This window comes from Psychrobacter submarinus, assembly GCF_904846685.1.
GTDB lineage: Bacteria > Pseudomonadota > Gammaproteobacteria > Pseudomonadales > Moraxellaceae > Psychrobacter > Psychrobacter submarinus.
This window is the reverse complement of sequence record NZ_CAJHBQ010000005.1, coordinates 121503-148391: the sequence shown is the minus strand read 5'-3', so window position 1 is coordinate 148391 and position 26889 is coordinate 121503. Positions and strand designations below refer to the sequence as shown.

Here is a 26889-nt window from a genome sequence, read left to right as displayed (position 1 = left end):
TTAGGATTTGTGATGCCTCTCTCTGCGACTCACTCGATACCGCATCCGGTCAATAGCGAGCCGGCCTCAGCACTAGATATGCCCGTTTCTGCATTAGCAGGCGTGGGGCCAAAAGTTGCTGAGCAATTGGCGCAGTTAGGTATCGCGCGTATCTTTGATCTGTTACTGCATTTGCCAAGAGACTACGAAGACCGCAGTCGCCAAGTCGCTATCAGTGACGTGTCCCACGGACAAGCGGCGCTCATTACCGGCCGAGTCGTGCATATCGATAATAAACGCGGCGGCATGACCGTCATCATCGATGATGGCACCGGAACGGTAGGCCTACGTTTTTTTAAAGTCTATCGGGGACTGGCACAAACGATGAGTTTAGGGACTCGGTTGCAGCTGTTCGGTGAGGTCAAAGTCAGCCGTTATGGTAAGCAAATTCATCATCCTGAATATCAGATCATCACCGATGGGGCGCCGATCACTGATATCGGCCTGCAGCCTATCTATCCGACGGTAAAGGGCTTGCACCAAAACAAGCTACGCACTTTGATTAAGCTGGCATTGCAAACGGTGCGTAGTCAAGGCCTACCGATGACGCTGTTTACTAACGCTGATTTTGCGGTTGTCAGTGATTTACCGTTAGCGCCGTTTGAACCTAGCAAAGCTATTGAGCAAGATGTTGAGGATATCTTCTCAACGCTTGCTCGCAGCGTGCCAGATAATAGTAGTGTGAGTAAAGCTGAGCCTGCACCTTATAATCACTCAGAAGCGTACCATCCCGCTGCTGTCACTACTGACAATAAACAGCATGATAACGTCTATAATTTATCGATATTTGAAGCGTTAGTACTACTGCATACACCGCCGACTTATACCGATGCCGACCAACAATATAAGCTGCTGACTCAGCTAACCGCGCGTACGCATGCCGCTTGTCAGCGTTTGATTATAGAGGAGTTGACCGCGCATCAGCTCAGTCTCTTGTATCGCCGTCAACAGTTGCATCAGTATAAAGCGCCAAGATGTACGGCTCACAGTGCGCTGACTGATCAGCTGTTTGCCGCCTTGCCGTTTGAATTAACTGGCGCGCAGCAAAGGGTGATGAAAGATATCACTAGCGATATGGCGACTTCTATCCCGATGCTCAGGCTAGTGCAGGGCGATGTCGGTGCCGGTAAGACTTTAGTGGCGGCAGGGGCGGCAGGCTACGCGATTGATAGTGGCTGGCAGGTTGCTGTGATGGCGCCGACGGAGATCTTAGCTGAGCAGCATTTGCTCAATTTTAGACAGTGGTTTGAGCCATTAGGTATCGAGGTGGGCTGGCTTGCGGGTAAGCAAACGGCCAAGCAGCGCCGTGAAGCCTTGGCAGCGGTGGCGGAAAACAGCGTACAAATCGTCGTTGGTACTCATGCGCTGTTTCAAGATACGGTTGAGTTTGCAAAGTTAGGGTTAGTAATTATCGATGAGCAGCATCGTTTTGGCGTTGAGCAGCGCATGGCTTTGACCAACAAAGGCGTCGCCGGTAGCACCCCGCATCAGCTGATTATGACTGCAACGCCGATTCCGCGGACGCTGGCGATGAGTGTTTATGGCGATATGGATACTTCTATCATCGATGAGCTACCGCCCGGGCGTACACCGATTACGACGGTGACCATTGACCGCAATCGCCGTGATGAAGTGATCGAACGTATCGCGGCTAATTGCGCTCAGGGCAGACAAGCTTATTGGGTCTGCTCACTGGTCGAGGAGTCTAGCGTCTTAGATGCACAAGCGGCTGAGGCGACTTATGAGGACTTAAACGAGCGCTTAGATATTCGCATCGGTCTGGTACATGGCAAAATGAAAGGCGTTGATAAGCAAGCCATTATGCAGGAGTTTAAGGCTGGGAAGCTGGATTTATTGATCGCGACGACAGTGATTGAAGTCGGCGTTGATGTGCCCAATGCCTCGCTTATGGTCATTGAAAATGCCGAGCGTCTAGGGCTATCACAATTGCATCAATTGCGCGGACGGGTAGGACGAGGTTCAACCAAAAGCTTTTGTGTACTGTTATACCAAACACCGTTATCAGAGACCGGAACTGAGCGCTTAAAGGTACTGCGCGATAGTACTGATGGTTTTGTCATTGCACAAAAAGACTTAGAGCTGCGCGGGCCAGGTGAGCTACTCGGCAAACGGCAAACGGGTAATATTGGCTATTATTTGGCGGATCTGATTCGTGATGAAGAGCTGTTCGCTATTGCCCAGCGTTTGGCTAAGCATCTAATTAGCGATCCTGCGCGTAAAGCCGATGTCAGCCAACTCATTCATCGCTGGATGCCTGAGGCCAGCCGCTATACCAATGCTTAATAGTTTGCTCTGGCTACATCGCTGTTTTTAATGGACGCTCGGTTACTGATCGACAACGAGGTAGGGCTATTATGGCTAATGAGCAATCAAGGTGTAAAGAGAAATCGTTTTGGTTACATAGCTATGGACCTTATAGGGCGAATCCGCCACTGACCGCTGCTATAAAAGTGGATGTTTGTATCATCCAATCTCGATATGACGCCGGAGATCGGTTATCTGAACTCTAAAAAAATTATCTATAGCTGCGGCTGTATCGGTCATGGCGTCTCCCTGACGCACCTCAATGGCAAGCTAATCGCGCAACTCTTGAGCGAACAAGATAGCGATTTAACTGACTTTTGGATCGTCAATCGCAAAACCATTCGTTTGCCGGGCGATATTATCAGTTGGTGTAGCGCAAAAGTACTGAGTCAGGGCTTAAGCTTGGCCGATAAGTTCGATGAGCGTCATCTTTAGACTTAAGTCAAATTAATAATGCTATTAGCGACATTACGACCACTACCATGCTGCTCATTTGCTATCAGCAACAGCAAATTCTCAATGAGATTCAGTGACTTGCTCTCTTATTCTAGTACCAGAATATAGACGCGCAAGATACCCATACGCATTGACGCGCTAATGGGATAAGCTACAATGTTCAAAACTTATGCCTATTTTTTTGACTGTTTATGGCAGTTGACAGATGGATAGGTGTTAGATTTTCAGACGCTAGATTTTCGCTATGGCCCTTATCTATAGAGACCGCTTATGAGTGACCTTCAAGACCCTAATGGCAAGCCAGATGTTGATGATAAAAAAACGCCTAGCAACGCTGACTTACCGCCTTATCGTCAACCTGAAGTCGCTAGCAATAGCACTAAAATGCCGCCGTGGTTGCTACCGGTCTTGGCGATTATGCTGGTAGTCGGCGTGCTGTTAGGAAGGTATTGGGGCACGAATGAGGCCGCAGGTGATGAGCAAGTCATGACCAGCTCAGATACAGTCAGTAGCACCTCTGAGGTAGAGCGCGTAGAACAAGCGGTACTGTCGGTAGAAACGGTAACGCCAAGCCAAGATAGCATCGGTAATAATTTGCGTGCTGATGGCACCATTAGCCCCAAAGATACCGCTAATGTCAGTGCCAAGGTCAACGGAGTGGCGATCGAACAAGTGCTCGTAGAAGAAGGTCAACAGGTCAAGGCCGGTCAAGTGCTTGCCGTGTTTGACTCCGATGCCGCCGAGCAGCAAATCCTGCAAGCCGAGGCGGAGGTTGCCGAAGCAGAAGCGACGCTCGCTAATGCTAGTGCCGATGCTGCTAGGGTACTGCCTTTGATCGATATCGACGCAATCAGTCGTCAAGAAGCGGATCGTTATCGTACGGCAGAGCTACAAGCAAGAGCGGCATTACAAGCGTCAAAAGCGCGTCTCAGTAATCAAAAGCTAAAACTCAATAATTCGCAAGTGATCGCGCCCGTCAGCGGTATTATCAGTAAAAAAATGGCGGAAGTCGGCATGGTATCAGGCATGGTATCAGCAGGCGAGCCGCTATTTACAATTATCAAAAACGGTATTTTAGAGTGGCAAGCGGATATCGATCCTAAGCTTATCGGTGAGGTCACGGTAGGCACGCCAGTCAGAGTCAGCCTGCCGAATAACCAATCGGTAATGGGTCAGGTAAGCCGCATTGCGCCAACTGCTGACAACAACCGCCAAATTACTATCTACGCCAGTCTCAATAAGGATCCAGCAGCGCGCTCAGGTATGTATCAAACGGGCGAGTTTTTATTAGGTAGCGCCAGCGCGCAAACTATCCCGAACGCAGCTATCGTGAGTAATGACGGCTATGATTATGTGATGCTAGTCACTGACATAAAGACCCAAGGGGGCAAAACCCTTGGTCGTATCCGGCAGCAGCGCGTGACTTTGGGTGAGCGTCTCGGTGATAAAGTCGCGGTAACAGAGCCATTGCCTGCCGATAGTCGTCTGGTTAAGCAAGGCGGCAGCTTCCTCAATGATGGCGATTTAGTGCGGGTAGTGGATGACAACACGGCTCAGCAAGCACAAGTAGCGACTGACGCGGCGCAGGCACCCTTATGAATTTAAATGTCTCCGCTTATTCGATTAGAAACCCACTAGTTGCTATTTTGCTCTTTGTACTGCTCACTTTGGGCGGTATTTATGGCTTTATGCAAATGAAAGTCCAACAGTTTCCGGATATTGATTTGCCAGCCGTCGTAGTGACTGTCACCTTGCCGGGTGCTGCGCCCTCTCAGTTAGAAAACGATATTGCTAAAAAGATTGAAAACAGAATCACCAGTATCGAGGGCATCAAGCATATTCGTACTACCCTTCAAACAGGTGCGGCGACGATTGCCTCGGAGTTTGTACTCGAAAAAGACATCCAAGAAGCGGTCGACGACGTACGCTCGGCAGTTGGTGAAGTCAGAGGCGATCTACCGGCAGCAGCGAACGACCCGATTATCACCAAAGTCTCGACCGCTGGTTTCCCTGTGATTACCTACTCAGTCGCCGCTGATAATATGAGCGTCGAGGACTTGTCTTGGTTCGTTGATGATACCATTACCAAGCGCCTCTCTGATATTCCGGGCGTCAGTGAAGTTGGCCGTATCGGCGGACTTGAGCGAGAGATTACTGTCGCCGCTGACCCTATTGCGCTAAGCGGCTTACAGTTCTCCATTGTGCAGCTCTCGCAGCAGCTGGCTGGTATTCAGCAAGACAGCTCAGGCGGTGAGGCCGAAGTCGGAAATACCACGCAGACCATTCGCGTATTGGGCGCGGTGGATCGTGCTGATGCTTTGAATGATTTACAAATCGCCGTACCAACTACCGGCACGACACAGGCGCTCGGGCGTCTGTCACAGATCACCGATGGCGCCGCAGACCCCACCTCAATCGCTAAGCTCGATGGTCAAACAGTAGTAGCCTTTGATATCACCCGCTCTCGCGGCGCCAGTGAGGTGGAGGTGATGGAGCGAGTCGATGCCGAGCTTGCCACCCTCAATGCAGAGATGAGCAATATCAGCGTCGAAAAAGTCTACGATAGAGCCACGCCAGTCGCGGAGGATTATCAGGCTTCGATAAAAATGCTAATCGAAGGCGGTATCTTAGCCGTTGTCGTGGTGTTCTTATTTCTAAAAAACGTCCGAGCCACTATCGTTGCTGCGGTAGCACTACCCTTATCGGTCATTCCGACGTTTTTGGCAATGTATCTGTTCGACTTTAGTCTTAATATCATCTCGCTATTGGCTTTATCTTTGGTCATTGGGGTGCTTGTCGATGATGCTATCGTTGAGGTGGAAAACATCATTCGCCATCTGCGCATGGGTAAGACGCCTTATGAAGCAGCGATGGAGGCGGCTGATGAGATTGGCCTAGCGGTAGTCGCAACGACTTTTACCTTAATAGCAGTGTTTTTACCGACCGCCTTTATGGGCGGCGTCGTCGGTCAGTTCTTCCGTCAGTTCGGTTGGACCGCGGCGTTGGCTATTTTTGCCTCATTAATGGTGGCCCGATTAATAACGCCGATGATGGCCGCTTATGTATTACGGCCAGAAAAACATCGAGTAGAAAAACAAAGTAAGACTATGGACTGGTATCTCAAAGTGGTGTCTTGGACGCTACATCATCGCTGGCTAACGATGGGTGTGACTTTAGTCCTGTTTGTCGCCTCGCTGATGCTCGTCAAATTGCTGCCGACTGCTTTTATTCCGGATAATGATATCGATCAAACCCGAGTCGCCATCGAGCTGACGCCCGATGTAGCGCTAGAGGATACTGAGCGCGTCGCTGCGATGGCAAGCGAGCGTATCTTAGCGCTGCCAGGGGTGACCAATATCTTTACCTCAGTGGGTGAGGCGCAGGCAGCGATGGATCCCAATTCTACTGGCGGCAAGTCAGATAATATTGGTAGTTTAGATATCGTGTTAGCGCCGCGTGCCGAGCGTGCCTCTAAACAAGAGATTGAGCGTCAGATCAGTCAATTGCTCGCCGAGGTGCCAAGCGCGCGCTTTACCGTGGGTTTATCGAGCGGCGGCGAGACCGGTTATAACTTCTCACTCACCAGTACCAACCCTGAGATCCTTGAGCAAACCGCTCAGCAAATCATGGCAGATATTCGTAAATTACCGATGGCAGGTGACGTGACTAGCGATCGCAGCTTACCGCGGCAAGAGCTGACGGTCACCCCAGACCGGCTAGCGATGGCAGATTTGGGCGTGACCACCCAAGATATCGCGACCACGTTACGTATTGCCACAGTTGGCGATTATGAGCAGCAGTTGTCTAAGCTCAATCTCGATACGCGGCAGATTCCCATTGTCGTGCGCTTGCCTGATGTTGCCAAAGAGAACGTCAATCAGCTAGAAGGCCTCTATGTGCCTAGTAGCAATTCTAGTGGGCCTACCGGTCAAGGCGTCAGAGTAGGGGAAGTGGCAAGCCTCGACTTCGGTACGGGTCCGGCGCAAATTAAGCGCTTAGATCGTGAGCGGGCTATTAGCATTACTGTACAGCCTGCTGACGGTGAGCTTGGAGAGCTGGTGCAAGCGGTGAAAAACACCCCGGCGATGCAAAATATACCCACGTCGATTACCATTATCGATCAAGGACAAGCGGAGAACATGGCCGAGCTATTTAGCGGCTTTGTCATCGCGATGACCGTCGGCATTATCTGTATTTTTGGGGTATTAATTTTACTATTTGGCAAGTTACTACAGCCGTTCACCATCCTAATGGCGCTACCGTTATCGATAGGCGGCGCTTTTGTGGGCTTAGTGATTACTAACAGTAGCTTGTCAATGCCTTCGATGATTGGTTTTATTATGCTGATGGGCATCGCCACCAAGAACTCTATCTTGCTCGTGGATTATGCGATCATTGCGCAAAATCGCGGCCTAGCACGCTTTGAGGCGATTATAGACTCTTGCCGCAAACGGGCACGGCCGATCATTATGACCACTATCGCTATGGGCGCGGGCATGCTGCCGCTAGTGTTCGGTTGGGGCGATGCCGATCCGACTTTCCGTCGTCCTATGGCGGCAGCGGTGTTAGGCGGTTTAGTGACTTCTACCTTATTGAGCTTGGTGGTGATTCCGGTAGTTTATACCTTGATGGATGATGTCTCTAACTGGTTTAGCAAGTGGCTTGTGCCGCATGGCCGTGATAAACAGCAGGCTACTGATTAGGGCGTGTTGAACATTCACAAATTCGCACTGCTGATCGCTACTAGTTAATCAAAGCTGTGTTCTAGTGGTCGTTAAAATTGCAGGTAATGCTTATTGCATTGGATAGCTGATTTTATTTAAACAGTCGCAACGACTAGGGCGATTTTAGCATCAGCCCTCACGACAACAACAGGGACAGGACTATTTTTTGCCGCTTTATTGATAAAAATAGACGCTTAGAACGACTAAACTTACCATTTTTATCTGCAAATCGCCTAAAAAATAGTCTCTGTCAGTGCCATGGTCGAATGTTCAACACGCCCTAGTATCAAGCCAAAAATTGCTAATTATAAAAGTAAATAGTGAGGCGATAATTGTCATCAGTATTGTCGCCTAAAAAAGGCCAAGATTTTATCGTCTTGGTCTTTTTTATATTTTCGCTAAGGTACTGCGTATGGCGCGATTATCTTGCTATGCTAGCATTCAAACGCTCGAGACATTCGGATAATTTATGAGTGATGTTAAGGAGAAGACGGCTTCTGACCATCGACAATTATGGTGGATACCGCTTCTTTGTCTACTGGTCGGCGGCGCTTTGTTAGGTATCGCTACTAACTTGGCTAAGTTTGCAGTTGAGATTGGCCTGACGCCATTAGCGTTTTTATTTTGGTCGATCAGCGGCGCCGCTATCATTTTGTCAATAATTGCCTATATGCGCGATGAGGTGTTGGCACCAAGCGCTCGTAGCTTTGAGTATTATGTCATCGCAGCTCTAGTCAGCGTGGCGGGTTCTAACTTGATTTTCTTCTCAGCGATTCCGCATGTCGGTGCCGGCTTTGTGGCACTGATAATCTCTTTACCGCCACTGCTTACCTATCTTGCTGCGCTTGTGATAAACATAGAGCGTTTTAATATTTGGCGCGCGTTTGGTGTGGCGGCGGCGCTTGCTGGCGCCGGCGTACTTGCTGCACGTAAATTCTCAGCGCCGGAAGCTAGTGTGATTTGGATAGCGTTGGCACTCTGCGGACCGGTGCTTTTAGCTATTGGCAATATCTATCGTAGCCTGCGCTGGCCAGATGATGCATCGCCTATCGCTCTGGCACCAGGAATGCTGATAGCTGCCGCCATTATGCTGGGTTTAGTTGGTTTACTACCAGGTTTTACGCTCGCTATTCCGGCGGCTACGGTGCTCCCTATTAGTTTGATCGTCTTGCAAGCTAGTATATTCGCCGGTCAGTTTTTATTATTGTTTGTACTACAAAAGACAGGAGGTCCGGTGCTACTCAGCTTACTCGGCGCAGTTGGTGCAGTGGTGGGCGTACCGGTGGCAGTGTTTTTGCAAGGAGAGGCAATACCAGAAGGTTTAGTGTTAGGCGGATCATTGATCGCACTTGGTGTGGCGCTAGTCACGTGGGGCGGGTTAAAAATGACAAAGTAAAGCATGATAAGTTCTACTATCTGTCTAGTTTATATAACTTAAGTCGGCTGAATGACTTTATTTATAACGCTTAGCGTCTGCTAGCCATTGCTCGTAGGGCGTAGCTGTAACTTTGTGAATTATGATTTAGACGTTTAGATATTCGCTATAGTACAGCGATCTAAAATACAGGCTTTATCCAGATGAATATGACTGTCATAAAAGCCGCCACAGACAAAGTTACCTTGAGCATCGTAACTCGCGGCTGCTGGATTTGACTGACTGTCTTGACTGTTAGCATTATCGTCAGCTATCTCCTCAATACGAGCAATATGCTGGTCTGTTATTAGAATATTGACAAGGGTTTTATGAGTCGCTAAACGAGCGTTTTTTATGATTAAGTCAGTCACTATGAGTTATTCCATTAGGTGATATTGGATTAAAAATAGTGCAAGTTAAACAGCTTTTCTCGAATATTACGACCAGCCTGCCGCGCCAAAGGAGAACAAAAAACGGCACAAACAATCACTTTATTTTTAAAATAAAGTATAAGTGCTTCACCATTTAAAATAATTGAGGAAAGAAAATGTCAAATATCGATCAGTCTTTACAAGAGTTAATGCAAATTGACGGCGCTATGGGTACCTGTATTGTCGACTATATGTCAGGTATGGTGCTAGGTATGGCTGGTGGCGGCGTGGATTTAGAGCTTGCTGCTGCTGGTAACTCGCAAGTGGTCAAAGCCAAAATGGCGACGATGGAATCATTAGATATCAAAGGTGAGATTGATGATATCTTGATTACTCTAGAATCACAGATTCATATCATTCGCCCATCAGCGCATAACGAAGGTTTGTTTTTGTACTTGGTACTCGATAAAGCTAAATCAAACCTAGCTTTGGCGCGCCGTAAAGTACAAGGCATCGAAGGCAAGCTTGAGGTATAAAAAGCTTGAGATACAAGTAATCTTCACGCTTCTCATTATTGAATTATCGCTCTTCCTGCCACTTCGAAGAGCGACAGCTCGATGCTCACCCTTTAACTATCAGTAGCTATCGGCATCGTTGAACAAGCTACTTTATATGCCTTATTTAAGTGAGGGCAACATGAAATGTATTGCGTATGTCAGTAGAACCACTGCCAATGAGCGCGGTATCAATCTGCCTGCCGGTTTGTCAAACATCGTGCAGATATCTCGCAAACGCAATCCAGCCGCGCAAATCTCAGGTGTTCTATCCTATCGCCGAGGCCAATACGTGCAAGTGCTAGAAGGGCCGGCTACCGAGATCGATAACTTGATGAAAAAGGTATTGGCTGATCCTAGGCATAACGATATATGGGTATTTGTCAACGAAAAAGTGATCGAGCGTAGCTTCGATAATTGGAGGGTCAGTATCTTTGATTTTATCGATCAAGGCCCTATTTTTAGGACATTTATTGAAGACCATCAACAGACATTAGATGCTTTTACGTTTGAGCAAAAAGCACGTCTGCAAGATTTTATCAATTTAGGCAATAACAATGCCGTAGCGACTCATTATTACGATGGCAAATATCTAAAACTGCTGGCATGGCCTGACCTTAATCGGACCAGTCAACCGCAGCTGATTATGAATCTTTGCGTCAAATTGACCAAAAACCCTTATCCTTTTGACAGTTTAGTCGCGAGTGATGAATTTGGGACTTATGATCAGGTCACTGATATTATCAAAGATTTTGAGTCATTAGGGATACTGACGGTGACCGAGCCTGCGCCTAGTGCTGTGTCAGAGCCGGCCAAACCACAAAATATACCAGCAAAAAAACCGAGCAGGTTTTATGGTGCGATTAAAAGACTTTTAGGAATGGGGTAAGCAGTGGACTATCAGAAGCTAGCGATAATCGGAGAAGTAGGTGCCGGAAAAACTCAGCTGGTCAAGACTTTAAGCGAGATAAGTCCTCTTGAAACTGAAGCTAAGTCTAGTATCGATATAGGCAAAGAATATACGACTGTCGGTATCGATTATGGGCGTATTACTTTAGCCGATGATATGGCATTAGGTATTTATGGGGTGCCAGGTCAAGAGCGTTATTCTTTTTTGTGGGAGTTTGTCAATAGCTCTTTGTGGGGTCTGCTTATTTTGATTAAGTATGGCGACACCCCTGACTATAATAACTTGGACAAACTGCTGACTTTTTTTGCACCAGAAAAAAACCAGACCACTTGTATCGTAGGAGTGACCCACTGTGAGGACGCCGACCCTGCAAGCCTAGCGGCGTTAGGACAAGAGGTTAGAGCGGTGCTCATGCATCATAATGTAGTCGCGCCTATTATCAATGCCGACCCTAGAAGCCGAGAGTCCGCTATTGGTCTATTGCAGCTATTTAATACTCTTAATAATGAACAGTAATGTTAGATACGATTATGGTAAATGAAAATTCCCAAGCAAAAGCGGTGCTCTCAAGCTGTATCAAAGAGCTTTGTGAAGCCAATAGAGAAATTGCGCTCGTGACTTTGTGTACCACTGATGGCTTTCCCATTAGTTGTTTTTCGATAAACGAGCTGAGCAATCAAGCAGATAAGTTTGCGGCGATGAGTAGCACGCTTTCAGCACTCAGCGATTCGTCTGCTAGTCAAATGCAGCAAGGAGAATGTGAGATCACTATCGTGGAGGCGACGTCGGGTAATATACTGTTTGTAAAAACAGACTATTTGAGTAAGCCTTGCGTGCTGACTATGGTTGCCAAAAACAAGATGACGTTAGCTGAAGCCAGATATAAGACGAAAAGACTCGCTAGTGAGATAACGGCTATCAGTACATAAAGCGACTCAAGATAGCCTCTAAGCTTATAAAAAGCGCTGACTGAATATGATATTTAGTCAGCGCTTTTTTATTAGCTGGTATAAGCGAGCTACCATAAGTTAGGTGCTATACTCGATAAACAAACATTATCAGCATGGCTATAATCAATACTCATAGGCGGCTTATATAAGGTGTATTACCAATCACGATATAAAATCAATACCGAAAAAAGGAAGCGCCATCATGGAAAGATTTCAAGATATTAGTATGTTATTAGGCCGGGTGTTCTTATCACTGATATTTATTGTATCAGGATTTAATAAGATCACTGACTATGCTGGGACCCAAGGATATATGGAGTCTATGGGCGTGCCAGCATTGATGTTGCCATTGGTTATTATACTTGAGCTGCTCGGTGGCATCGCTATTCTTATCGGCTTTAAGACTCGTATAGTTGCTCTTTTATTCATCGGTTTCAATGTGATATCCGCGCTCTTATTTCACAGTGATTTTGGCGATCAGACACAGATGACGATGTTTATGAAAAATATCGCTATCGCTGGTGGGTTTTTATTGTTATTTGCGCAGGGCGCTGGCGCTTATTCTATTGATAATCATAAATACTATTAACATAAGCAACTAGTATAAACAGCTAGCATAAACTGCTGATGCAGACTGCAAATAGCATAGCCGTAAACAGATCAGTGCTAGCGTCGGTCTCTATAAAAACCATCCATTGTTCTTATTATAAGAATAGTTATTTGTTTTTAGTGCTGTTTATCTGTCTATAGTTAATAATTATAATAGGCCCATAGCTTAAACAAGCTAAACAAATATAAAGACAAATTATGAAAACGATCTATCATGCAGCAGACTCTCGCGGTAATGCCGATCACGGCTGGCTAAAAAGCCGTCACACTTTTAGTTTTGCCAATTACCACAACCCTGAGCGTATGGGCTTTGGTGCTCTTCGCGTCATCAACGATGACCAAGTGATTGCCGGACAGGGCTTTGGTAAGCACTCGCATCGCGATATGGAAATTATTAGTATCCCACTATCGGGTAAGCTTGGTCATGGCGATGACATCGGTAACAACGGTATCATCGAGACCGGAGAGATCCAAGTGATGTCAGCGGGTACTGGTATCACCCATAGCGAGATGAATGCTAATAATAATGAGCCCGTGAAGTTCTTACAGATTTGGGTCATCCCAAACAAAGCCGGAGTTACGCCGCGCTATCAGCAACTGCGTATGGATGAGAATATGCCGCACAATGCGTTCAACCAAGTGCTGTCACCTAATGCAGACGACGCTGGCGTGTGGATTCATCAAAACGCTTGGTTCCATATGGGCCGCTTCGATAAAGGCGTGACTGAGACTTATGAGCTAAAAGATGCCAATAATGGTGTTTATGTACTAGTGCTAGAAGGTCAAGTGACCATCAATGGTAGCACTTTAGATACTCGTGATGGCCTCGGTATTTGGAATACTAAGAGCTTTACAATGGATGCCAATGCAGAAGCTCGCGTGCTGCTTATGGAAGTACCTATGTAAATATTGAGTGTAGATATTGAGTAAATACTGAGTAGGTGCTGAGATGAAGTGTGGAATAGCACTGATATATAGTACTACAGTGCAGCGTACTGATACGGTAGCTAAGATTACAACTGATATCAATAAAATAGCTATGTCTTATATCGCGACTATAGCTATTTTAGCATCATAATCGATAACACATAATAAGAGGCGCACGATGAGCATTCAAACCCTAGAGCCAAGAATAGCAGACGTCGGTGGTATCCCTATCGCGCGGTTATTACCCAATACTGGCAAAAAGCCTATCGGTGCTTGGTGCTTTTTGGATCACGCTGGCCCCGCTGAGTTCGGTCCCGATGACAGTGGTATGCAAGTCGGTCGCCATCCGCATACCAACTTGCAAACCTTTAGTTGGATGCTGAGTGGTGAGGTGCTACATAAAGACAGCTTAGGTAATGAGCAAGTCATCACCAAAAACCAAGTCAACGTCATGACTGCAGGCACTGGCCTAAACCAAGGCATTAGCCATACCGAACAAAGCGTATTTCCTGATACTGGTGGCTCGCCTGATGCTGCGCGTGCCCTGAACATGGTGCAGCTATGGATCGCATTGCCCACCGATCAAAAAATCGAACGCAGTTTTCATCATTATCCCAAACTGCCTACTTGGACAGAGGATAATGCCGAGATGATACTGACTACGGGTAGCTATACCACAGCGGCAGGCGAGTGTTTCGAGGCACCTACGATTCAGTACTCAAAAATGGTTGGTATTGATGTCTACTGGAAGGAAGATGGAGAGGTGACCCTTACTCTAGAGTCAGGATTTGAGTACGGTATCTTAGTCTCAGAAGGTGAAATTGAGTCAGAAGGTAAAGTTTGCCCACAAGATCAGCTACTGCGCTTTCATGATCACGATGTGGCTAATAATAAAAGCATCAAGTTGGTCGCAAAAAAAGGTACTCGCGTGATGTTTATCGGTGGTGAGCCGCTAAACAACCAAGTACTACTGTGGTGGAACTTCGTGGCCGATAATAAAGAAGAGATCGAGCAGTCTATTATTGATTGGAACAATGGTCATGAGCGCTTTGGCAATGTTGACTCAGATATGAAGCGTTTGCCTGCCCCTGAACTACCAGAAGGCTTTAAAGGATAAAGGAAAAAGGAAAAAGAAATCTATAAATGACTATTCGTTAAGTTAGCTTCTAAATTGTAATGTATTGCTTAGTTTAATTACAAAAAGAGAATATGGCTTGAGTCCGAATGTCTTTACAATATCTTCATTAAATTAGGGCGTGTTGAACATTCACAAATGCGCACTGCTGATCGCTACTAGTTAATCAAAGCTGTGTTCTAGTCATCGTTAAAATTGCAGATAATGCTTATTGCATTGGTTAGCTGATTTTATTTAAACAGTCGCAACGACTAGGGCGATTTTAGCATCAGCCCTAACTACAACAACAGGGACAGGACTATTTTTTGCCGCTTTATTGATAAAAATAGACGCTTAGAACGACTAAACTTACCATTTTTATCTGCAAATCGCCTAAAAAATAGTCTCTGTCAGTGCCACGGTCGAATGTTCAACACGCCCTAAGTTCCATGTTTTATTTTTAATCAAAATCTATTGGAAAAATGATGTCAAATTTACAAGATCTACAGCAATTAGCCGAAAAGCGTCGTTCTATTTACGCGCTAGGCGATCAGCTACCAGTATCTAATGAAGAAGTCGTCAAGCTAGTTGAGCATGCGCTATTGCATACGCCCTCATCATTTAATTCACAGTCTGCCCGTCTAGTTGTCCTATTTGGCGAAGACCATAATAAACTGTGGATATCACAGAAGAGACCTTAAAAGCTATCGTTGGCGATAATGAGCAGTTCCAAGCCACTAAAGACAAAATCGCCGGCTTTAGAGCGGGTGCGGGTACGGTACTATTCTTCGAAGATAAGGGCGTCGTCAGAAGTATGCAGGAAGCCGCGCCACTATATGCTGATCAGTTCCCAATTTGGGCACACCAGACCAACGCTATGCATCAGTATGTGATTTGGACGGCGCTTGCTAGCCTAGATATTGAGCCAACTTACAGCACTATAATCCAGTTATCGATCAAAGAGTCGCTGAAGAATGGAATATCGCTGACGATTGGGAACTAAACGCCCAAATGGTGTTCGGTAGCATTGAGCAGCCTGCAGGCGACAAAGAGTTCAAGCCAGTTGAAGAGCGCATGAAAGTATTTGGCGCGTAAGTTACTGTTGTAAATACAACAATAGCCAGTACTAAAAATAAAACCCCGCTACTATGAATTTAGTAGCGGGGTTTTTATTTATGAGAAACGGTCGGCACGGTAATGGCTACAATTTTATGATAATAGTCCCCTCTCCAAAAGCTTTATATCAATATAGCTTACAAATAACCATGAATTTTATTCATCTTATCTTTAAATAACATCGTTTTTATTCATGTGAGGTTCAAGGTATGATTCATCCCATACACAAATTAGCTTTTATCTGAGGCCTCGAGACGAGAGCTATCAGAGTAGTAAAGGGGACTATCATGACTCAGCCATTTACCTATACCATATCTCGCATACGTTTTGATGAAAACTACGAGCCTGCCGATAGCACACGCCTAACGACCAACTTTGCCAATCTAGCGCGCGGCGTAAACCGTCAAGACAACCTTTGTAAGACACTGACAATGATAAACAATCGCTTTAATGATCTGGCGCGTTGGGATAATCCCAACGCCGATCGTTATTCGGTAGAGGTTGATATCATCTCAGCTGACTTAGACGTGGCAGGCGACGGTCATACTTTCCCCAGTATCGAGATGCTACAAACCACGATTGTCGATCACAAGGATAACTCCCGTATCAGCGGTATAGTCGGCAATAGCTTCTCATCCTACGTGCGCGATTATGACTTTAGTATTGTGCTACCAGAGCATTTCGAACAAAACCCAGGCACACCGCCCGCAGACAGCTTTGGTGTGCTGCATGGTAAGCTATTTCAGCATTTATTGCGTTCAGACGCTTATCAAGAGCAGTTTGATAAGCAGCCTGTGATTTGCCTGAGTGTGTCGACAAGCAAAACCTATCATCGTACCAACAATCAACATCCGGTATTGGGTGTCGAGTACCAGCAGGATGAGTATTCGTTAACCGATGATTATTTCCATAAAATGGGTCTTACGGTGCGTTACTTTATGCCGACAGGAAGCGTAGCGCCATTCGCATTTTATTTCGCAGGTGACCTGCTCAGCGACTACAGCGATCTGGAGCTGATTAGCGCGATTGCGACGATGGAGACGTTCCAGAAGATTTATCGCCCTGAGATTTATAATGCCAACTCCAGAGCAGGCGCGGTCTATCAGCCCAGTCTCAATTACCAAGACTACTCAAAGACGCAAGTGGTGTATGACCGTGAGGAGCGCAGCCAGCTGGCAGTGAAGCAAGGCAAGTTCACCGAAGAGACATTTATTACGCCTTATCAAGATATTCTAGATGAGTGGGCAGCAGGCTTTGCGGTAGACAAAAGCGCTGATGAACAAGTGGCTTAATAGAGCTTTAGATATTAAATATTACGATACAAAAGATGAGATAACATGCATATATTATTACCGACCTCAACCGCTGGCAGCTTGCCCAAACCCTCATGGCTGGCCGAACCTGAGAAAATCTGGTCACCTTGGGCATTAGAAGGTGATGAGCTGATAGAGGCAAAACAAGACGCCTTACGTCTGACCTTACAAGAACAGCAACATGCAGGGATAGATATCGTCAGTGATGGCGAGCAAACCCGCCAGCATTTTGTCACTACATTTATCGAACACTTAGACGGCGTCGATTTTGAAACCGTAAAACCGTTAAAATTCGTGATCGCTATGAAGCAAGCGTGCCATCAGTCGTGGGTGCGGTGAGCCGTCAAAAACCAGTATTTGTGGACGATGCAAAGTTCCTACGTGCGCAAACCGATCAGCCGATCAAATGGGCGTTGCCTGGCCCGATGACCATGATCGACACGCTGTATGATGGTCACTACAAGAGCCGTGAAAAACTGGCATGGGAGTTTGCTAAAATTCTCAATCAAGAGGCCCGCGAGTTAGAAGCAGCAGGCGTGGATATTATCCAATTCGATGAGCCGGCGTTTAACGTCTTTTTTTCGATGACGTCAATGATTGGGGTATCGCTACGTTAGAGCGCGCTATCGAAGGCTTAAAATGCGAAACGGCGGTACATATTTGCTACGGTTACGGCATCAAAGCCAATAATGACTGGAAAAAACGCTGGGCTCAGAGTGGCGTCAGTATGAGCAAGTGCGTTCTCCTAAATTGCAGCAGTCCAATATCGATATCGTCTCATTAGAATGTCAAAACTCGCATGTGCCCATGGATTTGATAGAGCTCATTCGCGGTAAAAAGTGATGGCTGGTGCAATCGATGTCGCCACTAATGATATTGAAACTCCTGAGGAGGTAGCCGATACGCTACGCAAGGCCTTACAATTTGTCGATGCGGACAAGCTTTATCCCTCGACCAACTGCGGTATGGCTGCCGTTGCCTCGTGAGGTGGCACGCGGCAAACTACATGCGCTGAGCGCTGGTGCGGCAATCGTGCGGCAAGAGCTGAGCGTTTAGCAAAACTTAACAAGTTCTGGCTTGTTTAAGCTTATGAGTGGCCTCAGTTAACAAGGTACTTATAGATTTAACGTTTCTCAGGATTGTAGTAATGATAAAAGATATGATTGAAGCCACTGATTTTAGAGATGCCATGGCGCTATTGCCCACGGCGGTCAATGTGATCACCACCAATGGTCCGTCAGGCACTCATGGGTTTACTGCCCGGCGGTATGTAGCGTCACTGATACACCGCCGACACTGCTGGTGTATGAACTGCCGCGCGCTCACATGGGCATTTTGTGGATAATAAAGTCTTGAGCGTCAATGTGCTTTATGCCCAGCATAAATACTTATCCAATGCTTTTGCTTCTAAACTAAGCTCAGATGAGCGCTTCGAGCAAGGAGTTTGGACTGAGCTTTGACAGGCGCGCCTATCCTGAAAGATGCGCTAGTGAGCTTTGATTGTGAGATTGAGCACATTCAAGAAGTGGGTACGCATAGTGTGCTGATGTGCCGAGTGGTCGCTATCAAACCTCCAGAATCCCCAAGCGGGCAAGATGAGAGTTTAGTGTATTTTAACCGTGCTTATCATTACGTCGGTCAAGTTGAGCTTGTATAAGTCATAACTGGCATTAGGGCGTGTTGAACATTCGACCATGGCACTGACAGAGACTATTTTTTAGGCGATTTGCAGATAAAAATGGTAAGTTTAGTCGTTCTAAGCGTCTATTTTTATCAATAAAGCGGCAAAAAAGAGTCCTGTCCCTGTTGTTGTCGTGAGGGCTGATGCTAAAATCGCCCTAGTCGTTGCGACTGTTTAAATAAAATCAGCTAGCCAATGCAATAAGCATTATCTGCAATTTTAACGACGACTAGAACACAGCTTTGATTAACTAGTAGCGATCAGCAGTGCGCATTTGTGAATGTTCAACACGCCCTAATATAGAGCACTTGCTCAGAAAATAAATCTATATAAGAAGACACTATCCCGTGGAACTACTCATTTTTTTAATCATAGGTGCACTAGCAGGGTTTGCGGCCGGGCTTTTCGGCGTGGGCGGTGGCACCATTATCGTACCGCTGTTATTTATCGTCTTTACCCAAATGGGCTACGATGCCGATACCATTATGCATCTGGCTTTGGGAACGTCGCTTGCGACCATCATCGTCACCTCGATCAGCTCCTTGATGGCGCATAATAAAAAGGGCGGCGTCATGTGGCCGGTCTTTAAAAATCTAGCACCTGGTTTGGCGCTAGGGTGCTTTTTGGGAGCAGGGATAGCAGGGCAAATATCAGGGTTATATCTGCAGCTGATTGTCGGGGTGTTTTTACTGTGGGTCGCTTATAGAATGTTTACCGCTGGTAAAAGACGTACACATATGAGTGATGCGAGTCATACGCCTGTGGTATTACCGTCTAAACCCAAGCAACTTGCGGCAGGTGGTATTATTGGTGTGGCTTCGGCCATTTTTGGTATTGGCGGTGGCAGCTTAACGGTGCCGTATCTCACCCGTTATAATGTGGTCATGCAAAAGGCGGTAGGCACGTCGGCGGCGTGTGGTTTGCCTATTGCCATTGCTGGTGCGCTCGGCTTTATGTTCTTTGGTATGCAGCAGCAAGTTGATGTACCCAATACCATTGGCTTTGTGCATATTTATGCCTTTTTGGGCATTGCGAGTATGAGCTTTTTTACCGCTAAAGTTGGGGCAAAAGTTGCTCATATGCTCTCACCACCCCTGTTAAAGAAGTGCTTTTCGGTATTGTTATTCGTAGTGGGACTTTATTTTCTGTATAAAGGGTTATTTTGAAGATTTGGATTGGTGTGTTTGAAATATGAAGACTAAGAACGATATGATATTGCTTAATATTGAAAATCACGCCTAGTTTAGTAATCTGTTATAAAATGCTACTTTTCTTACTTGCTGTGACTGCGTCTCCAGAGGCTGCGAAAAATAGCGTTTAATCTTGCTATACCATTTTTATAATGGTTTCACTATAACATCCATTATATTCTTAGCGGTTTTCTTTGGTTTAGAAGCTATTAGACTTGAGACTGTCAGGTAAGCTTCATTAACTATAGTTAGCTGAATGTAAAACTGTTATGGATTTAAACGCGCTACTGGTATAAATTTTACTTGCGTGCTGCGTTCCCAGAGGCTGCGCAAAATTCATCCCAGTAGCGCTATGACATTTTTAGAGTGTATTGACTATATCGAAAATTCTATCTAAACATCAAGAATGATGCAGGTTGTGGTGGCATGAGCATACAACTTGCCATCAGGCCCTACAATTTTTCCTTCAGCAGTTGCTGTTCTTCGACCAGCATGAATGACTTTACCTTCAGCCCGTACTAAAGGTGTTGCCACTGTCAAAGCTCGCACCATATTTACTTTTATCTCTAAAGTTGTATAGGTTTTTCCTGCTGGTAAAAGGGTATGTACAGCGCAGCCAACAGCAGAATCTAAAAGCGTACAAAACCAGCCACCATGGACTGTACCCAATGGGTTGTAATGATGACGCTTTGGACGCCCTTGAAAAACGGCAATACCTTTTTCCATATGAATAGGAGTGTAGTCGAGCGTTAGACCAATAGGAGGATGAGGCAGCTCTCCTGCAAACATAGCGTTAAAAATGTCCATACCGCTGCGAGTGGTTAAGTCTGATAATGGAATGACGTCAGCGTCACCTAGCTTTTCTCTAATGAGTGCTTCTTCTGTTTCCCATGTTGCTATAGTTTCTTCAACATTCATTTTCAATTCCTTAAAACGATAAATAAGAGGTTAGCTCATTCTTATAAAGACCAAAGTTTTATCAATTAGTGTTCTTGATGTTTGCTTTTATTTTTAAAATACATCGTTACATAGCCGATTAACCAAAAAGCACATATTGCTTGAAACCAGATAAGACTGTGCATGGTGATCGTCATAATATTATCAGTCTCAACGTTGTAGTGTAGTAGTGACAATAAACCCATCAAGGCATACAAATAAAGCCACCAATGCCCCTTGCTCATCTGGCTTTTGACAGCCACGATCAAGCCGTAGATACCGATTGGTGTCATGACGAACCAAAAAGCATCTACCAGATGAGGGGATAACCAATCAGGCTCAGGATAGTGGTCAAAATAAACCACATTATGAACATAGTGCAAAATGCTCGAGAACACATTAAGTAATACAATGAAAATTAAGGTCTTATAATGTTTGTAACGATTTATCATGGTGTACCTTGTTGATCGTCTCTAAAATATCTTGCCAAATATGAGTGTTCTTGCTTCTAAAATAGCCAAAATGCCCAATTGATTGGTCTGATCCCTTGCTAATGGTATAGCGTTTAAAAGTGATGGGTTGATCGCTAGTCACATTTTTCCAAAAATTATGCAGGTTGCGTTCAGTGCAGATTTCATCATCATCGGCAGTGAAGACGAAGGTTGGCACATTAAAATTCTTGTAAGTCCCAAGGGGAATGGTTTTTCCATAGAATTTTTCTGAGAAAAACAGCTCTTTTTCTCGGCACCAAGCCCCCCATTCATCTGTAAAACCAGCTGGCAAATCTTCCATGAGTCTTATGCTTTTAGCCGGCACATAATTAAAAATTTTATTACTAAGCGGGGCTAAAAAGCGGAAAAAGAAGTTAGCCTTAAGACGATAGCGAAGCGGCATATAGCTAAAGTATCCTGCTGAGACAGCCACTGCAATTAGAGCATCTAATTGATCAGCATTATGAGCAAGGCCAACTTGTTGACCTCCAGTGCTATGCCCTACGCAATACAAGGGTAAATCCTTAAACAGGCGCTTGGCTGTATCGATAACAGCTGGAATGTCATAGCGCCCAATATCAGAATACTGATAATGACAATCCTTTAGATGGCTTATTTTAGAATCGCAAAATCCTCTATAGTTCCAAAGAATGACATGAAAACCATGCTCTCTTAAGTATTTAGCAAACGGCAAATAATAAGAAGTATTGGTAGCGGTTCCTGGGTTTATTAGAACAACGGCTTTAGGATTATTCGCTTTATAGAGGGTTGCACGCAGCTCGACGTTGTCGTCCGTCAGAATATTTATATCCATAAAAGAACCCTACTTGTTGTTAATTAATGGCTACTATAAACTATGGACATTACTCCACAGTCAAGCGTTAATTGAGGGTGCTCGCTAATGAATATAAAAGAATTAACTGAAACAGTCGGACTAAGCAGAGATACGATCCGTTTTTACGAAAGGGAAGGATTAATTTCGTCACCATCTAGAAAATCTAATGGTTATAGAGATTACGATAACAGGATTGTGGAACAGCTCAATATGATTATTATGGCGAAGGAGTTAGGTTTCACCTTAAAAGAGATTAGAGAGCTAACAGAGCTATTGTATTCAAACAACCTGACCCAATCACAAATGGGTGAAAAGCTTCTAGAAAAAAACAAGCAAATTGAAGTTAAGATTCTAGAGTTATCTAAAATGAAAGCGTTAATAGATGATGCATTAAAAGGCATGTGTTCTTATAAGGATAAGCTAGCTCTTTAATCTAAGTTATGAAAGGTCCCGATACAGTACCTCCAGGTCTCAAATCATCTAAACCAATATCATGGGATAAAATTCACCCACTGCTATTTACTGCCTCAATCTTGTACTTTGCTTGAGGGAACTCAGACTTCATGAACTCAGCTATCTCTTCCTTGGTTGCTGACGTAGGGCTGTAGTGGTGTGTTCGTTTAGTCTTGTGACCAAAGACACGGTGAGATCTTCCAAGTGAGAATATATCAGCTATTTTGACAAATGGCTGATAATCTTTCGAAGACTCAGTTGTTGTGGGTCCTTTTCTATTTTTGTTATTCACAAAAAAATCCTTTGCCACCTCGTTGATACAAGATAGCAAAGGATGAATCCTCACACAATAGTGTGACGGGTAATTTATTAATAAAAATTGTTGTAAGAGAGGAATAAAGTTTCATACTAAACGGTCAAGCACCCTTGATCGAACCGTTTAAGATTAAACATGACCAAAAATAAAGATTCATACTAATTGCTACCACCATGTCCGAATCAAGCTACAACTGAGTATTAAAGTATCATACTCGTTGTAACTCACTTCGGGACAAAAGCAAGTTTGAGTAACTAACTTGCTTTACCAATCAGCCATGAGCAAAAGTATCTGTGAGATTGGAGGCACTGCAAAGGGCGATGTTTTTGAAATTGAGATCACTCAATGTGGAAGAAAAACTACGCTTCCAGTCTGCTCCGGTGTTTCTTTCCCGCAGCTCCGAGAGTGAGCGTTGCCAATACCAAAGGAATAAATGAAACCAGCAGCACGGTATGCCATCCATAGGAACTGAGAATACCTCCAGAAGAAAATGAGCCAATCGCCATCAAGCCAAAAATGATGAAATCGTTAAGAGATTGCACCCGGTTTTTCTCTTCCGGTTTATGGCATTCTAACACCAGTGCCGACGCGCCTAAGAAGCCAAAATTCCAACCTAGACCCAAAAGGATCAACAGTGACCAGAAATGAAGGACATCTTCTCCAATCAGTCCAATGACAGCCGATAACCCAGTAAGTAAAATACCCAGTGCCGATATTTTCGTCGCGCCAAAACGTGATATCAACTTACCGGTAAAAAAGCTTGGTGCGTACATCGCAATTACATGCCACTGAATACCTAAATTGGATGACTCCTGGCTGTGGCCGTGCATATGCATCGCTAACGGCGCGGCGGTCATTAAAAAATTCATAATCATGTAAGAGGCAGCGCCACAAATTACTGCACAGATAAAACGTGGCTGAAGTGCAATTTCGGACAGTGATCGTCCTATCTGCTCTATCTGTTTTTTCGGTGCGGGTGAATGCACGCCAAAGAGAATAAAACCTGCCAGTAGAGCAACGATAGCTTGCGCAAAGAAAGTCGCAGCAAACATTTTTTGCGGCCACAAATGCATGGTTTGCGTCACCAATTGTGGTCCAATAATTCCGGCAACAATGCCGCCAGCCATGACCAAAGACAGCGCTTGAGGGCGCTTATTAGCGGGTAAACCATCCGTAGCGGCAAACCGGAAAGAGAGCACAACCGCAGCATAAGCACCACCTAAAAAGGTGGAAAGACAAAATAACCAAAACCATCCCATAAACAGTGCAGCCATAGCAAATAAGCCCGTTAATACCCCCGCACCGGTCCCAACTAAAAATGCGATTCGTCGACCATATCGGCGTGCAATTTCTCCAGCAGGAAAAACACAGGCCGCCATCCCGACAACAAAAATTGAAATGGGTAATGTGGCCAGTATCGGTGAAGGCGCGAGCGTATTCCCAACGATAGCCCCGGTTGCGTAAACCACCACAGCATTCGCCCCGGACAACGCTTGTGCCAACGTTAAACGCCATAAATTAGAGCGATGCGACTGCGGACTGATGCATTCAGATTCATCAACTGCAGCATGAGCTTCATTAGCCATTCTGTTTATTTTCCTTATAAGGTTTTCTTTATTGAAGTGTCTACACACTAAACTGAAGACTTGTCACAGCTACCGTAGTTACAGAGGACAGCAATAGCAAGTAAGATGATCTTTAAAACATGCATAGAAAATCTTTATTGCTCTTCATCTCGATTCACTTCGCTAAATAACCAACCTCGGAAAGCTTGCATTCTTGGCAGCTCTGCACATTCCGGGCGATACACCACATAATACGCCAAAGGTGAATTGAATTGGATTTCCGGGAAAAGACGGATCAAATGCCCAGATGCAAGGTCATCTCGCACCATAACACTACGTGCAAGGGCGATCCCCCGCCCGTCAATAGCGGATTGAAGGACGGCAGCCGAGTTATTGATTTGAATGTTATGGGCTGTCTCATGGTCAGTAACTCCCGCTTTTCTCAACCATTCCGACCACGTGGGGAATCCGGTATGGGCATCCATAGATAAATCATGAATGAGGGTTTCACGAAGCAGTTCACTGGGATGGTGAAAACGACGCTGTTCACGCAATAGTCTCGGTGAACACACAGGATAGACTTCTTCATCCATCAGTTTTTCAGCCTTCAATCCCGACCAGTTACCCAATCCATAACGAACACCAATATCGACACGTTGAACCGCAAAGTCGACGGGCTTTAAGTTGGTATCTAAGCGAACATCCGTTTCTGAACAAACATCTTGAAACCGATCCAGTCGCGGTAATAGCCACTTGGCAGCGAATGCTGGACTCACCGTCACGGTCAGAACACCACTCACAGAACTTTTTTGTAAACGTTCTAAGCCAATAATCAATTTATCAAATCCCGCTCGAATGTCGGGCAGTGCTCGTTCTGCTGTTTCAGTGGGAATCAAACGAATTTTTCCACTGTTCATCCGATGAAAAAGAGGCGCATCAAGCCATTCTTCCAATGAGCGAACAAGTTGTCCAACGGCCGCGGGGGTTACATGCAATTCTTCTGCTGCCGAAGAGAAACTCTGATGCCGGGCACTGGCCTCGAAAGCCCGCAGAGCATTAAGATGTATAGGTAGCTTCATATCGATAAACTTTTTCTTTAGCGTTAATACAGATTATCTCGTTTGTGAAAGAAAGTAAATCCGTGGAAAATACCTCTCAAGCCGACAAACAAGCACTCCACTGCCAGTGTCGGTGAGCAAACAGTCTATATCTAAAGGCGTTCCTAAAAAGTTTTTCTTTATAGTAATTCCACGAAGATAAAGGTCATTGAGAAGGCCTAATACAAACGTAAACAGCAAGGGGTGAGACTCTACACAACACTCCGGCTCAACACTAACAAGTTCCGCTTTGTGCGGTTAAAGAGAGATTAAGCTATGAACAATCAATTTGCAGGTAAAAAACTACTGGTTATCGGTGGCACAAGCGGTATGGGCTTAGAAACGGCTCGTATGATCCTTGAGCAAGGTGGTCAAGCCGTTATCGTCGGTCACCGTGCAGACAAAGCGGAATCGGCACGTACAGAGTTGTCTTCACTGGGTTCAGTCGAAGCGTTAACCGCAGATTTGACGACTGATGAAGGTATGCAAGCGTTACTGAAAGTGATTGATGAAAAACATTCAGACGTAGATTTATTGGTAAACGCAGCCGGTGTGTTCTTCCCTAAACCGTTCTTAGAGCATGGAGCATCGGATTACGATCAATACATGCAAATTAACCGCGCATTCTTCTTCATCACCCAAAAAGTAGCCGCCAACTTGGTTGCAGGAAACCGTCCGGGCGCTATCGTCAATGTAGGCTCTATGTGGGCAAAACAAGCGATTGCTGCGACACCATCGTCAGCGTATTCAATGGCGAAAGCAGGCCTGCACTCTCTGACTCAACATCTGGCAATGGAGCTGGCTGCCAATCATATTCGAGTTAACGCTGTATCACCTGCGGTTGTACAGACACCAATTTATGAAGGTTTCATCCCTAAAGAAGAAGTTCACCAAGTGCTTCAAGGCTTTAACGGTTTCCATCCAATTGGCCGCGTAGGTACACCTCAAGATGTTGCCAATGCCATCATTTTCTTACTCTCTGACAAAGCAGATTGGGTCACTGGCGCAGTTTGGGATGTTGACGGTGGTGTAATGGCTGGTCGTAACTAATACGGTGTTGAGCACTCTGCTCATCTCACTTTCGTAAGACTTATTTTGCCTACCACGATTGTTAACGTGGTAGGCCTATCGAGAATACTATTCGGAGAAGAATTACCATGATGCAGGATTGGAATAATTACCGCGATCAACTGATGACTAAAGTTGGTGAACTTGCTGAACAAAGTCCAGACATTGTACGAGGCCTTGTTACCATTGAAAACGCAGCATCAAAAACCGGGCATCTGGAGCCTAAAATTCATGAGCTGATTGCATTGGCCGTAGCGGTGACAACACGATGCGATGGTTGTATTTCTGTTCACACCAAAAAAGCGGTTGAACATGGTGCGACCGTTGCAGAAATATCAGAAGCACTCGGTGTCGCAGTGGCTTTGAATGCTGGTGCAGCTTTAACTTACAGCGCTCGAGTGCTAGACGCTCACGCTCAGCTTCAGACATCATAAT

At 45.4% G+C, this 26889-nt stretch carries 23 protein-coding genes and 3 pseudogenes; 20 read left to right on the top strand and 6 right to left on the bottom strand.

What is annotated here, in order from left to right:
* Nucleotides 1-12: 12 nt before the first annotated feature.
* The 5 genes from recG (at nucleotide 13) to JMY03_RS12805 (ending at nucleotide 8940) form a co-directional block, all read left to right on the top strand.
* A complete protein-coding gene (recG, locus tag JMY03_RS12825) occupies nucleotides 13-2343 on the top strand; it encodes an ATP-dependent DNA helicase RecG (RefSeq protein WP_201604202.1) in 2331 nt (776 codons plus the stop codon).
* Between the two features lie 171 nt (nucleotides 2344-2514).
* Entirely contained in the window at nucleotides 2515-2799 is a 285-nt protein-coding gene (locus JMY03_RS12820) for an FAD-dependent oxidoreductase (protein ID WP_201604200.1), read from the top strand.
* Between the two features lie 291 nt (nucleotides 2800-3090).
* Nucleotides 3091-4419 carry an efflux RND transporter periplasmic adaptor subunit gene (locus tag JMY03_RS12815; protein WP_201604198.1) on the top strand — a complete coding sequence of 443 codons (1329 nt, stop codon included), beginning with the start codon at nucleotides 3091-3093 and terminating at the stop codon, nucleotides 4417-4419.
* Nucleotides 4416-7523, top strand: coding sequence for an efflux RND transporter permease subunit (locus JMY03_RS12810; protein ID WP_201604197.1), 3108 nt, complete (start codon nucleotides 4416-4418; stop codon nucleotides 7521-7523). Before JMY03_RS12815 ends, JMY03_RS12810 begins: the two co-directional genes overlap by 4 nt.
* Before the next feature lie 490 nt (nucleotides 7524-8013).
* Complete coding sequence (locus JMY03_RS12805; RefSeq protein ID WP_201604195.1) at nucleotides 8014-8940, top strand: DMT family transporter; 927 nt, start codon at nucleotides 8014-8016, stop codon at nucleotides 8938-8940.
* Between the two features lie 134 nt (nucleotides 8941-9074).
* On the opposite strand, the gene JMY03_RS12800 is transcribed toward JMY03_RS12805, so the two are convergent.
* Nucleotides 9075-9329, bottom strand: coding sequence for a hypothetical protein (locus tag JMY03_RS12800; RefSeq protein ID WP_201559387.1), 255 nt, complete (start codon nucleotides 9327-9329; stop codon nucleotides 9075-9077).
* Nucleotides 9330-9505: 176 nt separating this feature from the next.
* Here JMY03_RS12800 and JMY03_RS12795 point away from each other — a divergent pair, with 176 nt between their 5' ends.
* The 12 genes and pseudogenes from JMY03_RS12795 (at nucleotide 9506) to JMY03_RS12740 (ending at nucleotide 19669) form a co-directional block, all read left to right on the top strand.
* On the top strand, nucleotides 9506-9865 hold the full coding sequence (locus JMY03_RS12795; protein ID WP_201604193.1) for a hypothetical protein: 360 nt from the start codon (nucleotides 9506-9508) through the stop codon (nucleotides 9863-9865).
* 160 nt (nucleotides 9866-10025) lie between these two features.
* On the top strand, nucleotides 10026-10772 hold the full coding sequence (locus tag JMY03_RS12790; RefSeq protein ID WP_201604192.1) for a BLUF domain-containing protein: 747 nt from the start codon (nucleotides 10026-10028) through the stop codon (nucleotides 10770-10772).
* A gap of 3 nt (nucleotides 10773-10775) precedes the next feature.
* Nucleotides 10776-11309 carry a GTP-binding protein gene (locus tag JMY03_RS12785; protein ID WP_025646803.1) on the top strand — a complete coding sequence of 178 codons (534 nt, stop codon included), beginning with the start codon at nucleotides 10776-10778 and terminating at the stop codon, nucleotides 11307-11309.
* Complete coding sequence (locus JMY03_RS12780) at nucleotides 11309-11722, top strand: roadblock/LC7 domain-containing protein (RefSeq protein WP_201604190.1); 414 nt, start codon at nucleotides 11309-11311, stop codon at nucleotides 11720-11722. Before JMY03_RS12785 ends, JMY03_RS12780 begins: the two co-directional genes overlap by 1 nt.
* A gap of 223 nt (nucleotides 11723-11945) precedes the next feature.
* Complete coding sequence (locus tag JMY03_RS12775) at nucleotides 11946-12332, top strand: DoxX family protein (RefSeq protein ID WP_201604188.1); 387 nt, start codon at nucleotides 11946-11948, stop codon at nucleotides 12330-12332.
* 218 nt (nucleotides 12333-12550) lie between these two features.
* On the top strand, nucleotides 12551-13258 hold the full coding sequence (locus tag JMY03_RS12770) for a pirin family protein (RefSeq protein WP_201604187.1): 708 nt from the start codon (nucleotides 12551-12553) through the stop codon (nucleotides 13256-13258).
* Between the two features lie 199 nt (nucleotides 13259-13457).
* Nucleotides 13458-14396 (top strand): pirin family protein, encoded by a 939-nt coding sequence (locus tag JMY03_RS12765; RefSeq protein WP_201604185.1) that lies wholly within the window; start codon nucleotides 13458-13460, stop codon nucleotides 14394-14396.
* Between the two features lie 482 nt (nucleotides 14397-14878).
* Nucleotides 14879-15488, top strand: a pseudogene (locus tag JMY03_RS12760) (nitroreductase family protein).
* Between the two features lie 308 nt (nucleotides 15489-15796).
* Complete coding sequence (locus JMY03_RS12755; protein ID WP_201600795.1) at nucleotides 15797-16801, top strand: DUF1852 domain-containing protein; 1005 nt, start codon at nucleotides 15797-15799, stop codon at nucleotides 16799-16801.
* 45 nt (nucleotides 16802-16846) lie between these two features.
* Nucleotides 16847-17878: pseudogene (locus JMY03_RS12750) on the top strand (methionine synthase).
* Between the two features lie 103 nt (nucleotides 17879-17981).
* Nucleotides 17982-18479: pseudogene (locus JMY03_RS12745) on the top strand (flavin reductase).
* A 371-nt stretch (nucleotides 18480-18850) separates the two neighbouring features.
* Nucleotides 18851-19669, top strand: a complete 819-nt coding sequence (locus tag JMY03_RS12740) for a sulfite exporter TauE/SafE family protein (protein WP_071002733.1) — start codon at nucleotides 18851-18853, stop codon at nucleotides 19667-19669.
* Nucleotides 19670-20086: 417 nt separating this feature from the next.
* Here the strand turns inward: JMY03_RS12740 and JMY03_RS12735 are convergent, their stop codons facing one another.
* From JMY03_RS12735 to JMY03_RS12725, 3 genes are all read right to left on the bottom strand, one after another.
* On the bottom strand, nucleotides 20087-20611 hold the full coding sequence (locus JMY03_RS12735) for a PaaI family thioesterase (protein ID WP_058023454.1): 525 nt from the start codon (nucleotides 20609-20611) through the stop codon (nucleotides 20087-20089).
* Between the two features lie 65 nt (nucleotides 20612-20676).
* Entirely contained in the window at nucleotides 20677-21081 is a 405-nt protein-coding gene (locus JMY03_RS12730; protein WP_201604183.1) for a hypothetical protein, read from the bottom strand.
* The gene (locus JMY03_RS12725; RefSeq protein ID WP_201604182.1) at nucleotides 21056-21934 is read right to left on the bottom strand and encodes an alpha/beta hydrolase family protein; all 879 of its coding nucleotides are present in this window, start codon (nucleotides 21932-21934) and stop codon (nucleotides 21056-21058) included. Before JMY03_RS12725 ends, JMY03_RS12730 begins: the two co-directional genes overlap by 26 nt.
* A gap of 87 nt (nucleotides 21935-22021) precedes the next feature.
* Here JMY03_RS12725 and JMY03_RS12720 point away from each other — a divergent pair, with 87 nt between their 5' ends.
* Nucleotides 22022-22387, top strand: coding sequence for a MerR family transcriptional regulator (locus JMY03_RS12720; RefSeq protein ID WP_071002737.1), 366 nt, complete (start codon nucleotides 22022-22024; stop codon nucleotides 22385-22387).
* Between the two features lie 696 nt (nucleotides 22388-23083).
* On the opposite strand, the gene JMY03_RS12715 is transcribed toward JMY03_RS12720, so the two are convergent.
* Together JMY03_RS12715 and gcvA are read right to left on the bottom strand one after the other, a co-directional pair.
* The gene (locus tag JMY03_RS12715) at nucleotides 23084-24310 is read right to left on the bottom strand and encodes an MFS transporter (RefSeq protein ID WP_201604180.1); all 1227 of its coding nucleotides are present in this window, start codon (nucleotides 24308-24310) and stop codon (nucleotides 23084-23086) included.
* A gap of 134 nt (nucleotides 24311-24444) precedes the next feature.
* A complete protein-coding gene (gene gcvA, locus JMY03_RS12710) occupies nucleotides 24445-25368 on the bottom strand; it encodes a transcriptional regulator GcvA (protein WP_201604178.1) in 924 nt (307 codons plus the stop codon).
* Nucleotides 25369-25662: 294 nt separating this feature from the next.
* Between gcvA and JMY03_RS12705 the strand changes: the two genes are divergently transcribed.
* Together JMY03_RS12705 and JMY03_RS12700 are read left to right on the top strand one after the other, a co-directional pair.
* Nucleotides 25663-26436 carry an SDR family NAD(P)-dependent oxidoreductase gene (locus JMY03_RS12705; protein ID WP_201604176.1) on the top strand — a complete coding sequence of 258 codons (774 nt, stop codon included), beginning with the start codon at nucleotides 25663-25665 and terminating at the stop codon, nucleotides 26434-26436.
* 107 nt (nucleotides 26437-26543) lie between these two features.
* Entirely contained in the window at nucleotides 26544-26888 is a 345-nt protein-coding gene (locus tag JMY03_RS12700) for a carboxymuconolactone decarboxylase family protein (protein ID WP_045613199.1), read from the top strand.
* The last annotated feature ends 1 nt before the right edge of the window (nucleotide 26889 follow it).